The 12,094-nt window shown below is 46.2% G+C and carries 15 protein-coding genes, 2 pseudogenes and 1 riboswitch; of the genes and pseudogenes, 9 read left to right on the top strand and 8 right to left on the bottom strand.

The features are described from left to right. Nucleotides 1-265 precede the first annotated feature (265 nt). Both L5M28_RS09425 and L5M28_RS09420 read left to right on the top strand, forming a co-directional pair. Complete coding sequence (locus L5M28_RS09425) at nt 266-880, top strand: hypothetical protein (protein WP_263198160.1); 615 nt, start codon at nt 266-268, stop codon at nt 878-880. A gap of 197 nt (nt 881-1,077) precedes the next feature. Further along, nucleotides 1,078-1,317, top strand: coding sequence for a hypothetical protein (locus L5M28_RS09420; RefSeq protein WP_263198157.1), 240 nt, complete (start codon nt 1,078-1,080; stop codon nt 1,315-1,317). A 71-nt stretch (nt 1,318-1,388) separates the two neighbouring features. Here the strand turns inward: L5M28_RS09420 and L5M28_RS09415 are convergent, their stop codons facing one another. The 3 genes from L5M28_RS09415 to L5M28_RS09405 all read right to left on the bottom strand — a co-directional run bounded on the left by L5M28_RS09415 (nt 1,389) and on the right by L5M28_RS09405 (nt 2,031). After that, nucleotides 1,389-1,592, bottom strand: a complete 204-nt coding sequence (locus tag L5M28_RS09415; protein ID WP_263198155.1) for a helix-turn-helix domain-containing protein — start codon at nt 1,590-1,592, stop codon at nt 1,389-1,391. After that, nucleotides 1,589-1,714, bottom strand: a complete 126-nt coding sequence (locus tag L5M28_RS09410) for a hypothetical protein (protein WP_012089916.1) — start codon at nt 1,712-1,714, stop codon at nt 1,589-1,591. The genes L5M28_RS09415 and L5M28_RS09410 overlap by 4 nt, the downstream gene beginning before the upstream one ends. 68 nt (nt 1,715-1,782) lie before the next feature. After that, nucleotides 1,783-2,031, bottom strand: a complete 249-nt coding sequence (locus L5M28_RS09405) for a hypothetical protein (RefSeq protein ID WP_247651472.1) — start codon at nt 2,029-2,031, stop codon at nt 1,783-1,785. A gap of 6 nt (nt 2,032-2,037) precedes the next feature. Between L5M28_RS09405 and L5M28_RS09400 the strand changes: the two are divergent. The 3 genes and pseudogenes from L5M28_RS09400 to L5M28_RS09390 form a co-directional block, all read left to right on the top strand. Then, a pseudogene (locus L5M28_RS09400) lies at nt 2,038-2,244 on the top strand (integrase); the annotation flags it as partial. A 60-nt stretch (nt 2,245-2,304) separates the two neighbouring features. Beyond that, nucleotides 2,305-2,520 (top strand): helix-turn-helix transcriptional regulator, encoded by a 216-nt coding sequence (locus tag L5M28_RS09395; protein WP_263198152.1) that lies wholly within the window; start codon nt 2,305-2,307, stop codon nt 2,518-2,520. Continuing rightward, nucleotides 2,510-2,869, top strand: a complete 360-nt coding sequence (locus L5M28_RS09390; RefSeq protein ID WP_263198150.1) for a hypothetical protein — start codon at nt 2,510-2,512, stop codon at nt 2,867-2,869. The genes L5M28_RS09395 and L5M28_RS09390 overlap by 11 nt, the downstream gene beginning before the upstream one ends. Nucleotides 2,870-3,065: 196 nt before the next feature. On the opposite strand, the gene L5M28_RS09385 is transcribed toward L5M28_RS09390, so the two are convergent. From L5M28_RS09385 to L5M28_RS09370, 4 genes are all read right to left on the bottom strand, one after another. Continuing rightward, a complete protein-coding gene (locus L5M28_RS09385; RefSeq protein WP_263198147.1) occupies nt 3,066-4,787 on the bottom strand; it encodes a potassium/proton antiporter in 1,722 nt (573 codons plus the stop codon). A 241-nt stretch (nt 4,788-5,028) separates the two neighbouring features. Continuing rightward, entirely contained in the window at nt 5,029-5,421 is a 393-nt protein-coding gene (locus L5M28_RS09380; RefSeq protein WP_263198145.1) for a GGDEF domain-containing protein, read from the bottom strand. Nucleotides 5,422-5,513: 92 nt separating this feature from the next. Beyond that, nucleotides 5,514-6,515, bottom strand: coding sequence for a sodium:calcium antiporter (locus tag L5M28_RS09375; protein ID WP_263203179.1), 1,002 nt, complete (start codon nt 6,513-6,515; stop codon nt 5,514-5,516). Between the two features lie 92 nt (nt 6,516-6,607). Continuing rightward, nucleotides 6,608-6,719: riboswitch (yybP-ykoY riboswitch) on the bottom strand. 358 nt (nt 6,720-7,077) lie between these two features. Then, entirely contained in the window at nt 7,078-7,968 is an 891-nt protein-coding gene (locus tag L5M28_RS09370) for a LysR family transcriptional regulator (protein ID WP_198572231.1), read from the bottom strand. A 138-nt stretch (nt 7,969-8,106) separates the two neighbouring features. On the opposite strand from L5M28_RS09370, the gene L5M28_RS09365 reads away from it, so the two are divergent. The 4 genes from L5M28_RS09365 to L5M28_RS09350 are packed head-to-tail and all read left to right on the top strand — an operon-like array spanning nt 8,107 to nt 11,855. After that, complete coding sequence (locus L5M28_RS09365) at nt 8,107-9,276, top strand: MFS transporter (protein WP_263203177.1); 1,170 nt, start codon at nt 8,107-8,109, stop codon at nt 9,274-9,276. 15 nt (nt 9,277-9,291) lie between these two features. After that, nucleotides 9,292-10,341, top strand: coding sequence for an NAD(P)-dependent alcohol dehydrogenase (locus L5M28_RS09360; RefSeq protein WP_105252874.1), 1,050 nt, complete (start codon nt 9,292-9,294; stop codon nt 10,339-10,341). Between the two features lie 19 nt (nt 10,342-10,360). Beyond that, nucleotides 10,361-10,876, top strand: a complete 516-nt coding sequence (locus tag L5M28_RS09355; protein WP_263198687.1) for a cyclophilin-like fold protein — start codon at nt 10,361-10,363, stop codon at nt 10,874-10,876. Nucleotides 10,877-10,892: 16 nt separating this feature from the next. Further along, nucleotides 10,893-11,855, top strand: a complete 963-nt coding sequence (locus L5M28_RS09350; RefSeq protein WP_263203174.1) for an alpha/beta hydrolase — start codon at nt 10,893-10,895, stop codon at nt 11,853-11,855. Nucleotides 11,856-11,867: 12 nt separating this feature from the next. On the opposite strand, the pseudogene L5M28_RS09345 reads toward L5M28_RS09350, so the two are convergent. Next, nucleotides 11,868-12,094: pseudogene (locus L5M28_RS09345) on the bottom strand (ISAs1 family transposase); the annotation flags it as partial.

The raw sequence follows: 12,094 nt of genomic DNA, 5'->3' as shown, positions 1-12,094 counted from the left end.
GTGATAGCAAAATAGTCGTGTTAGAAAGAAGGGGTTAGGCATGTTTGTCGCTGACAGCAGAAAATGGTGAGCTTATTTAGTATGTAAATCAGTTGCGTTACAGTGCAGCAGAAACACCCCTTTGTAATTAGGTGCATTGGAGCTCAATTCGACACAAGGTAAACTGTTATCTGTTCAATATTAGCTTTATTTATGGTTTAGTCATTTCAACTCAATTAATCATGTACTTGGCACAGTGTTCGGATTAACGTTAAGCAAGGACGTCATGGAACTAAAATTTTTAATCACGCGGGAACAGTTAATCACAATCGCGGAAAGAATAAATTCAGCACGCATTGCAAAGAATGCTCGTTTAGCTAAGTGGTTATATGCCCTTATCATTCGTGCATTACTCCTATGGATCCCGTTATTATCCCCGTTACTAATGTTTTATTTTTTCGTAGAAATTCACACCCCAGAGACATATATCGCAATCGCAATTTGCGCTATCACTTACCTTCTTGTGTGGAAATTTGTATTAAAAAACATCGCCGAAAATCAAGCTAACAAATTTGCAGGCAAGATAACCACTCTGGATCGAACGATTGAAAATACAACCTTACAGAGCCTTGCGAGCCTAGAAGGGTGCCATACAGTGACCGCCACAGCCTCGATGCTAACGTTTGTGCCCCCTTGCGGTAAATCCATCACCATACCGTGGAAAAAGTTTTGTGCTTTCAAGCAAGACGATGATTTTTATTATCTTACCATCTGTAATCTGATGATGTTTAAAGCCACTTATTTAATAGCCAAAAACGGTGACACAACAGAAACCGCAGGTTATCAAGCAGGTTTAGAGTACATAACGTCTCGGCTGCAGCCCGATAGAATGGGACGGTAAAACATCAAAATATCGCATGAATGATTCAATCAGTTCACTATTGCCACTAACGCGATTGTTGTTGAACATCCAGCGAAGTGAGCCTTTGTTAAAAGTCACATTTGAACTAACCTTAAAAATGATGAACTGATCGCTACAGCCTTCTTTTAGGGGCTGCTAGATGCAGTTTTTCAGCTCATTAAAACGCTATGTTATCAATGACGATGTATAGCTTTGTTAGAAACGTCAATGGCCTAAGCTGGTTTGGAGCCATAGTTGCTGCGGTATCATTCATCGCGACAGTGGTCGCATGGATATCAACCGATGGTGTCTTGTTAATTGCCCAAATAGTACTGGTCGGCACAGGACTCGCCGCTATCATCGCTGATGCTGTAGCAGTAGGCACTAACTGTGGTAGTAAAGGCTGTAATGTCGAAGGCGATGAGTTTATGGCCTAACAGTCCATCGATAAAGGTCTAAAAATAAAGCCCCAAAAATGGGGCTTTATCTTAAGGCTTAATAAATCAATTCAAGCCGCGACTTGCTGTTTTTCATCCCACTTATCGAGCGACGCTTTTAAGTAATGGCGGCCATTATGGATAGCGTCGTTTCTCCGCCACTTCCAAAGCGTGGCTGATGAGCTAATCCGGTAGCGCGTCATGACTTCCTTAGTGGTAAGAAAGAGCGGCTCTTGTATTTGTTGATCCACGGTCGATTGGGCCGAAATCATCATTTACCTTCCTTTGCCAATTCCTCGGCGAGTCGTTTTAAAAATTGTTGGCAGCTGCCGGCTTGTTTGCGGGGCAGGGTGTACCACTGGCGTAAAGCGTCTTTGATGACTGCAGATTGCTTCATGCCGATTCTCCTTGGTGCTGGGCAGAGTTTGGTATGTTTGCCATGCAGGCAAATCAGTGTTTGATTCGCTAATCAAGCTCGCCAGCCTTGTTATAGGACACTGAGCCGCCAATTTGATTGCCCTCAAAAGTGAATATCGCAGTGCAATATACCTGTGGATGATATGCACCGTTAAACGCCGTGAAGGTGAGAGCAGGGCGCAGTGATAACAGTCGCTGTTTAAAGGCTTCGGCCTTAGCATTGTGCTGCGCAATGTCAGCTTGCTTTTGTGAATGGCCCGCCGCGTTGCAATAAAACGCCTCGCCGATGCAGATCACCGCTTCAATGTCCGTCGTATGAGCGTTTTGTTCCCTTACGATGTAGGGCCGGTGAGCATTCGCACTGCGCAATATTGGAGTGAAACGATTCGGTTTAAGGCATTTACCTCCCACACACACTTAATCACACTGGGGCTTGATGATGTGGCGCCCGAGATTATGCGCCAATCGACCACTGAGACGGACGAGCCAATGTTAGTGGGGGGGTTATGACGATGACAATAATAATTAGAAATAAAACGAGTGAGTTATGGACTTCACGCAGGAGGATTTATGGCTAATCGCGCCGCGGATGTATTGAAAGTAGGGCGCAGTTTACGGGGCATGACCCAAGACGAAGTGGCTGAGATTTACGGCATTAGTCGTAACACTTATCAACGTTGGGAAAATGGCCGTACTACTGCGCCCTATGACGATGTGACATCGATATGCCTTGATGTGTTTAAGCTTTCGATTGAGAAGATAAATGAGGTGGCCAATGGGCTTTAGCGATGAACCCGAGCAGATGATGAACATTAAGGCACTGCGGTTAGGGCTGTATCGCTGGGGCCGTTATTGGGTGTACCAAGAATTGGGCAAGGGGTTTTCGAACCGCAGCGCCTGCGACCGTTTAGGCGAAGCATTGGGCGGTGGCAACTTAAAGCATGAACTCAACGTGCCTGCCCATGTCGCGCATTATGACCACCTCGTTGAGCAGTTATCCATAAACTGCAAACGTGCTATTCGCGCCCATTACCTGTGCAAAGAGCAGTGGGCCTTAATGGGATTTGACAGCAAAAAGTCCTACATCTTCTGGCTAAGAAAAGCCGAAATGGCACTGCTAGATAGAATGAATTAGAAAGAACGCCCTCTTACGAGGGCTGGCGGGTTAGCCGGTTGTCCACCAAGACTGCTAACCCGTTGACCGGATTTTATCAAAGGTTCGGACAGATACCTATGCGAAATCATTCGCGATTAAATGATGCACTGAGCTTAGGTGTGATCTCTATATTGATCACAATGAAACTAGGCTTTTACAAATGATTGTTTTGGTATCAGTTTTCATTGGCTGAGTTCGGTACGATACCCACTGTCGCAATCCTCGAACCCACCATCTCACGAACATGCAATATTACTTCACCAAAATCTTTACTTGCACCTAAGGTCGGCTCGTCAGTCAAGCTCTGACGTAGCACTTCATCTAATGACAAATTATCATTAGCAGAGAGTTCAATACCGTAGGAGTGCTTTAAATCTGCTACTTTGGTGTAGCCTTTCAACTTCAATTCACTCGTAGGTAATTCATAATGATTGACTTCTGCAACACCAGAGCAAACCAGATCAACAAACTCACGCACATCGGGCTTCATCACAATAAATAAATGATCGCCAGCATACAGGAAGGTTGATCCCCTAGGTGGAATTACATTGTTTCCTCTGGTTATCATCGCCACTACTGTACCGTCAGGTAAAGCCATTTGGGATAAACGGCGACCAGAAGCGCGTGAGGTATCGCCCAATTGATACTCGACAATGTCAGCATCCACATCGCCTAAAGCAGTAATTTCCAGTGTCGCTGCAGGTGTCGCAGGAGGCGGTTCCGTAAGTCCTAAAGCGCGTGCAACCCAGGGTAATGTTGACCCCTGTATTGTCGCTGAAATTAACACGACGAAAAACACTACGCTAAAAATAAGACTGGCACCTGGCAGGCCATAAATCAGCGGATATATAGCCAGAATAATAGGCACCGAACCACGTAACCCAACCCAGGATACTAGGGTAATTTCACGTGCATTAAAGCCAAAAATCTTCAGTACAGGGATTACCGACAAGGGTCGCGCGATTAAGGTCAGGACGATTGCAATCATCAGTCCTTCCTGCCAGACATCCAGCAAAGATAAAGGATTAATCAGCAAGCCTAAAAAAACAAACATAACAATCTGACCTAACCATGCCAAACCATCGTGAAATAAAAAGGTACTGCGCTGAAAAACAAAACGACTATTTCCTATCACCACACCAGCGATAAAAATAGCTAAAAAGCCGCTGCCGCCAAGATTAGCTGCTACGCCAAAGGACAGTAAACCAAATGCCGCGACCATCACTGGATATAATCCAGAGGTCGTCAGATGGATACGATTAATTATACGTACTGATAACCAGCCTGCCGCTAAACCCACTGCGGAGCCGATACCCATTTGCTGGATAAACAGCATCAATAATCCAGTCCCTGGTTCAAGCCCTTTGACCATGACCTCCAATAAGCCAACTGTTAAAAAAATTGCCATAGGATCGTTAGTCGCACTTTCAATTTCTAATGTGGCTTTAAGGCGTGGGTTGATATGAATACCTGCATTACGCAGTAATGAGAAAACAGCGGCGGCATCGGTTGAACCAACAATGGCACCAATCAGTAAACCGTAAAGTAAGGAAACATCTAGAATATAAGCAGCTGCAGCACCAGTGATCATGGCAGTCACCAATACGCCTAAAGTCGCTAACACAGAAGCAGGCTTCCACACTTGCTTAATCGACGCGATGGGTGTTTGCAAACCACCATCAAACAAAATAATGGCTAAAGCTAAAGACCCAAGCGCGTGAGCAATTTGTGCATTATCAAAAACAATACCTCCAGGGCCATCCTCACCAGCTAACATGCCCACCATGAGAAAGAGCACCAGTACGGGTAAACCCAATCTCGCAGACAATTTACTGGATAAAATACCAAGAATAATCAAAATCGCGGCGAGGAGAATAATTTGATCGATCACAAACATAAATAGTTTCTCTTTAATTAATGTAGGGAAATTAAACCACTACAGAGCTTTCAATGACTGCGCCAGCTCTGAAAAGATACTTCACTAAGCCTAATTGTCAGTTAGAAATCGTCAAATGCATGATGCATTTTGGTCTTGTAGTCAATGATTCTATTTATCCAAACACTACATGATTCATCTCACATTTCAACTTTGATAATTTCAAAAATCAAAATTTACGATTGGCACTCAATAATGCTGTTTACCGTAGCAAGGTGGCCCTGCTGACTTGATTACGTCCATGCTTTTTAGCTAAGTATGATTGCTTATCTGCGGATTCAATAAGCGTTTGCCATTTCAAATGCCGATGAGATTGAATACGCACAACGCCAGTTAATGGTGACCGCTTGGAAACTAGAGTAAATGTAAAGCGAGCACTGCGTTGACGATGAGGTATGTTCATAGCGCCTAAATGCTGAGTATCCGGTAATAGACAAATAAATTTCTCACCACCATAGTGCGCAACCAAATCGTTCGGGTGGTATATCGCTGTGCGTAGTGCTTTTGTGACGATATATATACATTGATCATCACTACTGATGGTCACAAGGATCGCTGAAAAGTTTAATTCATTTAAATCAATTTTTTGCAACATTTACAAAATTTAACATTACACTCATGGCGTGTTGGGCAAATTTAGCCAAATAGGAACGCCGTACCACACGGCGTTCTCTGACACTTTGCTCCTTAGAGAGGGAAGTAGAACGCAATCAGCAAGGCAAATATGCCGTACAATGAGCTTACTGCGACCAATGCACGCGCATCGACAACGCCTCGTCGAAATAGCTGCCATAAAAAAATAATAGCCAAAGCAGTAATGACTCCTGCCGCCATCAGTGGGCCATCAAAAAGCCATGGCGTAAAGAAGATACCCAACGCACTGGGAATCGTTGCCTGAATCATCATGGCACCAGAAATATTGGCCAATGCCAAGCGTTCCTTTCCTTGCCGTATCCATATGAGTGTGTTCATCATCTCGGGCAGCTCCGTCGCCACCGGACTCAGCAGCAATGCTACCAAGTGTGGTGACCATTGTAGCGCTGTGCCAATGGCCTCAAGTTGACCTACAAATATATGGGATGCAATGCCTATAACTATCAGGGACAACACGGCTTGCAGCGCCGCCCATTTTAACGATGGCTCCGTCATGGAAGGTTGAATTTTTAGAGGTTCAATCTCTTCTTCAGGCGCTGTGTCGCTCTCCTGAATTTCACGCCAGACATAGATTGCGTAGGCGGCGAGAAACAAGACACCCAGCCACGGCTTGATGGCAAAGGCGATTAGGCCAAGTGCCACTTTCACTACAAACACTGCGAGAAAGGCGAGCTGGTCGTGACTCATACGGGCGTGATCGGCACGTACATGATACGTTTCCCGTTGAAGGCGGCGATGGTGGTAAATCAGTGCCAAGCCGACTACTGCATAGGCTAAGGTAGCGAGAACGAGCGGACCGCCCATGGCTGCGCCGACGCCAATGTCTTTTTGCTCTGGTGTTTTGCCGAAGACAACGGCAATGAAGGTCATCGCTGTTTCAGGTAGTGCTGTACCGAAGGCAGCAAGTACTGAACCCACTGCTGTCGCGCCAAGATTCAAACGGCGGCCGAACCATTCGATGCCGTTGACGAAGTATTCGCAGGCCAAATAAATGGTACCTGCTGAGATGAAAAACAGAGTAAGAGTAAGGATCATGTGAGCAATCCGGCCGGGCGAGCAATAATCCAATGGCACGACAACACTGCTCGCCCGGCTGGGAAAGCGTATTGCGGCCAAAGGTCTCGCCTGGCTCTCCGCATTCGCAGAGGCTGACCACGCCATGAGGTGTTAGACCTCAATTTTGTTGACGTGGACTCCTTAGTGGGAGGCTAAGGATGACTACTCCCCAATGACAATGGGGGCATTTTACCGTTCTTGCAGGTAAATGTCGCCATTAGGTTTTAGTGTACTTTTATTTTCTGTTTTCTGAAGTGACCCATTTCTAGAATTCACAAACTTGGTTTTAGGCTAAAAAACCGTTTTTACTCCGCGATGTTTTCGCAACTTTGCGTATCAGCGACATCGCATATCAAGTTCTTGGGGTCGTTTCTAGAACAATAATCGGTGCTAGACAGCTCGTATAATTTCTATCATCTGTTTGGATGATGTTGAGCACAATCACATTTTGTATTGAATATCAGCATAATGCTATGTAGTGGCTTTTATCTGACAAGTCCAAATCAGTCGTCCATAAAATTACCAAAACTGTAATGCACTATCACGACATGCGCAGTGCTTCGGCGACTAGTGTAAAAGCGGGGGAGGGTTGGCGGCGACTGGGGTAATACAGATAATAGCCGGCAAAAGACTGGCTCCAGTCTTCTAGTACTTTGACTAAACGCCCTTCTTTGATATGGGGTTCAAACTCTGCTTCAGGCAGGTAAGCTATACCATTGCTTTGCAAGGCTGCATCGACTATGTGGTGCGATGCGTTAAAGATAAGTTGGCCGTCCACATGCACATTCAATTGCTTGCCGTTTTTTTCAAATTCCCATACATACAAACCACCGTGGGTCGGGAAGCGAATGTTAATGCAATTATGCTCGATAAGATCCTGCGGGTGTTTGGGGATGGGGTGCTGTGCAAAATAAGCGGGAGTCGCCACGGCCGCCATTGTTTGATGGGGGCCGATAGGGATCGCGATCATGTCTTTATCTATGGTATCGCCTAAGCGGATGCCGGCATCGAAACGATCTGCAACTATGTCCCTAAAGCCATAATTCACATCGAATTCTATTTTAATATCGGGATAATTGTGGAGTAACGGCGACAGTTTTGGGATGAGTAAGGTTCGCAGCACGAAATCACCGCAGGTAATCCTGACTGTTCCGGCAGGTTTATCACGCATGGCCGTTAGTGCATCCAGCTCGGATTCAATTTCATCAAATCGATTACCTATTGCATGTAACAGGCGTTCGCCAGCCACTGTCGTCGATACGCTGCGGGTGGTGCGCGTTAACAGCCTGATTTCAAGTCGGGTCTCTAAACCACTGATCGCTTGGCTCAGTGCTGATTGGGTGACACCGAGCAAGGCGGCGGCTCGGGTAAAACTGCCTTCGCGAGCGACGGTGACGAAGCATAAAAGGTCGTTCAGATTCCGTTTCATCATACTGTTTTCTATACCACTTTGATTAGCTGAGCTAATAAGCTCTATAAGCATTCATTAGCTAGTAAGGTTCCAGTGCATTTGAAACAATAGCTACCACAAAGTCAATCAGATTTAAATTTAACCATTGATAGGTATGTAATGACCACTCAGGTATGCGAAACGTTAGAACCATGCTGTGCGATTCAGCAAGCGAGTCAACAACAAACGGCAAATTGGAGTGGCGTGCTGGCGATGTCGTTATGCGTGTTTGTCTTGGTCGCCTCGGAATTTATGCCTGTTAGTTTGCTGACACCGATTGCCGCGGATTTGAATGTGAGTGAAGGATTGGTCGGGCAGGGCATTGCTATATCTGGTTTTTTTGCCGTGTTAACCAGTTTGAGTATCGCATCAATCGCTAAAGATACGGATCGCAGGTCACTCCTACTTGGGCTCATATCGTTAATGCTGGTATCGGGCATTGTGATTGCTTATGCCCCTAACTACTTAATTTATATGCTGGGCCGCTCTTTGATTGGTGTCGTGATTGGTGGATTTTGGTCTTTGTCTGGCGCGTCGGCGATCCGTCTGGTGCCAACGGAGAAGATCCCTAAAGCCTTGGCGATATTCAATGGTGGCAACGCGCTGGCTATGGTGATTGCTGCGCCGCTGGGTAGTTACCTTGGTGCGCATATTGGCTGGCGAGGTGCCTTTTTCGGCTTGGTGCCCGTCGCGCTTATTGCGTTTGTGTTTTCTCTATTAAACAAGCCTTTGGTTCGATTGGGGATGTTGGCAATTGTGTTGTTCTTTATGGGGCAGTTTGCGCTGTTTACTTATGTGCGTCCGTTTCTGGAAACCGCTATCCACGTAGAGAGCAATAACTTGTCGTTCATTTTGCTGGTGATGGGTGTGGCGGGTTTTATGGGGACGCTGCTTGTCAGTGTGTTTTTGAAAAATAATCTCTACCGCACGTTAATCTTTATTCCGTTGGTGATGGCGGTAATTGCTTTAGCGTTAATCCTGTTTAGCGATAGCAGTGTTGCCGTAACGACGCTGCTTGCATTGTGGGGCGGCGTTGCTACTTCGGCGCCCGTTGCATGGTGGACTTGGCTTGCGCGAACTATGCCGGATGATTCTGAAGTCGCTGGCGGCTTAATGGTGGCGGTTATCCAATTGGCTATCGGGCTGGGCTCAACCTTAGGCGGTGTTCTATTTGATTTTAATGGTTACCACAGCACATTTTTGCTGAGTGCAACCTTGTTAGCTGCGGCTGCTTTATTGGCATATTGGACTAAGCGTTCGACACCAAAACTGCTGCTTCACACTCAATAATAAAGGAATTTTACTATGAAGATTAATGCTTTTGGTGCAAATGCCAGTCATTTACCGCTGGAACCTATGACTATTACGCGACGCCCACCCGGCGAGGATGATGTGCAGATCAGCATCGACTACTGCGGGGTGTGCCACTCGGATGTGCATCAGGTACGTTCGGAATGGGCGGGGACCTTATATCCCTGTGTCCCCGGTCACGAGATTGTTGGCCGAGTGACCGCCGTGGGCGGGCATGTCTCCAAATTTAACGTGGGAGACTTGGTTGGCGTGGGTTGCATCGTTGATAGCTGTAAGCACTGCCATGAGTGTATTGATGATCAAGAGAATTACTGCGATCACATGGTGGGCACTTATAACGGCCCAACTCATGACGCGCCTGGACATACGCTCGGTGGCTACGCGGAACAAATCGTGGTTGATGAACGTTATGTGCTGCGTATCAGTCATCCACAAGCGCAATTAGCGGCAGTGGCACCGCTTCTGTGTGCGGGTATCACAACTTATTCACCGCTTCGTCATTGGCATGCAGGACCGGGTAAAAAAGTCGGTATTGTCGGCATTGGTGGCCTTGGCCACATGGGGATTAAGCTCGCCAATGCAATGGGGGCTCATGTTGTGGCATTCACCACTTCAGAATCTAAACGTGATGCAGCCAAAGCCTTGGGCGCTGACGAAGTAGTTGTTTCCAAAAATGTCGATGAAATGGCTAAGCATTTGCAGAGTTTAGATTTGATTGTGAACACCGTTGCGGCTCCCCATGATCTGGACGCTTTTTTAAGCCTATTAAAGCGCGACGGTACTATGACCTTAGTTGGCGCGCCTGCAACAAATCATCCTTCGCCCAATGTGTTTAATCTGATTATGAAACGCCGCAGCCTTGCGGGCTCAATGATAGGTGGGATCCGTGAAACCCAAGAGATGCTCGATTTTTGTGCTGAGCATAACATAGTGGCGGATATAGAACTGATCCGCGCCGATGAGATTAACACCGCCTATGAGCGCATGCTGAAGGGTGATGTGAAGTATCGGTTTGTTATCGACAACGCGACGTTAACGCGCTAGCTGAACCTGAGTGTGAATTATGGGTATTCGATGGTTAAGCGTTCTGATCGTGCGGATGTTTATGGTTGTATTCCTGTTTATGTCCAGCATTGTAATCGCATCCGCTGCGAGTTCAGTTTCATTCAGTCAACACAGTGAGTCTATGGCTATGCGCAGTGCAAAAAAGAGTGCAATAAAGATACGCATCATCATCGAAGACACAGTATTAACCGCAACGCTTGAAAACACGCAGGCGGCTCGGGATTTTGTGAAGCTACTGCCTTTGGCTCTCGAGCTTGCTGATTACAACGGCACCGAGAAAATTTCTGATTTACCCGCAAAGCTTTCCCATAAAGAAGCGCCAGAAGGTTATGCCCCAAAAGTGGGCGACATTGCGTATTTTGCGCCTTGGGGAAACCTTGCCTTTTTCTATCATGACTTTGGTTATTCGCGAGGACTGATCCGCATTGGTCAGATTGACGGGGGAGTTGAAGTCCTTATGGGCGATAGTGATATCAAAGTGCGAATTGAGCGAGCTACAAATGGCGATTATTGAGAATAGGAAATCTGTAATGTATATGAAAAAATTAAATAAAATCACTAAGGCAATAATAATACTAGGCCTGTTATCAACGTTAAGTCTTCCTACATTAGCGCAGGATATGTCTAACGGAGCTGATAATTTCTACCAAAGCAATAGCGTGGCTATGCAACGGGTTACATTTAAAAATCAATATAACATGGCTGTTGTGGGCAATCTGTTTATCCCCAAAAACCTCGATAAAAAACTGACTCATCCAGCTATTGTTGTCGGTCATCCAATGGGCGCGGTAAAAGAGCAAAGTGCTAATTTATATGCCACAAAAATGGCAGAACAAGGGTTTATTACCCTATCTCTAGACTTGTCATTTTGGGGCGAAAGCGAAGGTCAACCCCGTAATGCGGTTTCGCCCGATATCTACTCCGAGGATTTTAGTGCTGCGGTCGATTATCTGGGCACTCAAACCTTGGTCGATGGTGCTCGCATCGGCGTGCTGGGTATCTGTGGTAGTGGCAGTTTTGTGATTAGTGCGGCCAAGATTGACCCGCGCATGAAAGCTATTGCGACAGTGAGTATGTACAACATGGGGGCTGTAAACCGTCATGCCCTAAACCACTCTCAAACCGTTGAACAACGTAAAAAGCTTATTGCAGCTGCTGCGAAACAGCGTGACGTTGAGTTTAGTGGCGGTGAAATTCAATATACTAGCGGAACAGTGCATCAGTTAGATAAAGATACCCATCCAATCCAGCGCGAGTTTTACGATTTTTATCGTACGCCTCGGGGCGAATATACGCCAGCAAGCTCCTCACCACAGTTAACAACTCACCCAACACTGACCAGTAACATAAAATTTATGAACTTCTACCCGTTTAACGATATTGAAACCATCTCACCACGGCCCATGTTGTTTATTACTGGCGATAAGGCTCATTCAAAGGAGTTTAGTGAAGAAGCCTATCAATTAGCGGGCGAGCCAAAGGAGCCAGGGTGAGATTACGAGTGGTCATTTAATAACCACACTCATGCCGGCTTCAAGCACCGCATCCAAATAAGCCTCATTCATCAATGCCTGACGCTGCTTTCTTCTGATACTCATTTTTCGCTTCTCAGCGCGTAACATATTCAAACCAAAGTGTCGCATCGTGGCAAGATTAGTCGCTGCATTACCACGGTATATCTGGCACGCATCCTCACCTAAACTCACATCCAGCACCCAGTGCAACTGGTTTT

Source organism: Shewanella sp. SW32 (genome assembly GCF_025653365.1).
Taxonomy (GTDB): domain Bacteria; phylum Pseudomonadota; class Gammaproteobacteria; order Enterobacterales; family Shewanellaceae; genus Shewanella; species Shewanella oncorhynchi.
Note: the sequence above shows the minus strand (reverse complement) of the source record. Positions and strands in the feature narration are given on the sequence as shown.

What these genes read in the sequence shown, in the direction of transcription:
- L5M28_RS09380 (WP_263198145.1), bottom strand. Translation starts at nt 5,421, where the DNA reads ATGTTGCAAAAAATTGATTTAAATGAATTAAACTTTTCAGCGATCCTT.
- L5M28_RS09410 (WP_012089916.1), bottom strand. Translation starts at nt 1,714, where the DNA reads ATGAAGCAATCTGCAGTCATCAAAGACGCTTTACGCCAGTGGTACACC.
- L5M28_RS09390 (WP_263198150.1), top strand. Translation starts at nt 2,510, where the DNA reads ATGGGCTTTAGCGATGAACCCGAGCAGATGATGAACATTAAGGCACTG.
- L5M28_RS09355 (WP_263198687.1), top strand. Translation starts at nt 10,361, where the DNA reads ATGGGTATTCGATGGTTAAGCGTTCTGATCGTGCGGATGTTTATGGTT.
- L5M28_RS09350 (WP_263203174.1), top strand. Translation starts at nt 10,893, where the DNA reads ATGTATATGAAAAAATTAAATAAAATCACTAAGGCAATAATAATACTA.
- L5M28_RS09420 (WP_263198157.1), top strand. Translation starts at nt 1,078, where the DNA reads ATGACGATGTATAGCTTTGTTAGAAACGTCAATGGCCTAAGCTGGTTT.
- L5M28_RS09425 (WP_263198160.1), top strand. Translation starts at nt 266, where the DNA reads ATGGAACTAAAATTTTTAATCACGCGGGAACAGTTAATCACAATCGCG.
- L5M28_RS09375 (WP_263203179.1), bottom strand. Translation starts at nt 6,515, where the DNA reads ATGATCCTTACTCTTACTCTGTTTTTCATCTCAGCAGGTACCATTTAT.
- L5M28_RS09370 (WP_198572231.1), bottom strand. Translation starts at nt 7,968, where the DNA reads ATGATGAAACGGAATCTGAACGACCTTTTATGCTTCGTCACCGTCGCT.
- L5M28_RS09365 (WP_263203177.1), top strand. Translation starts at nt 8,107, where the DNA reads ATGACCACTCAGGTATGCGAAACGTTAGAACCATGCTGTGCGATTCAG.
- L5M28_RS09395 (WP_263198152.1), top strand. Translation starts at nt 2,305, where the DNA reads ATGGCTAATCGCGCCGCGGATGTATTGAAAGTAGGGCGCAGTTTACGG.
- L5M28_RS09415 (WP_263198155.1), bottom strand. Translation starts at nt 1,592, where the DNA reads ATGATGATTTCGGCCCAATCGACCGTGGATCAACAAATACAAGAGCCG.
- L5M28_RS09360 (WP_105252874.1), top strand. Translation starts at nt 9,292, where the DNA reads ATGAAGATTAATGCTTTTGGTGCAAATGCCAGTCATTTACCGCTGGAA.
- L5M28_RS09385 (WP_263198147.1), bottom strand. Translation starts at nt 4,787, where the DNA reads ATGTTTGTGATCGATCAAATTATTCTCCTCGCCGCGATTTTGATTATT.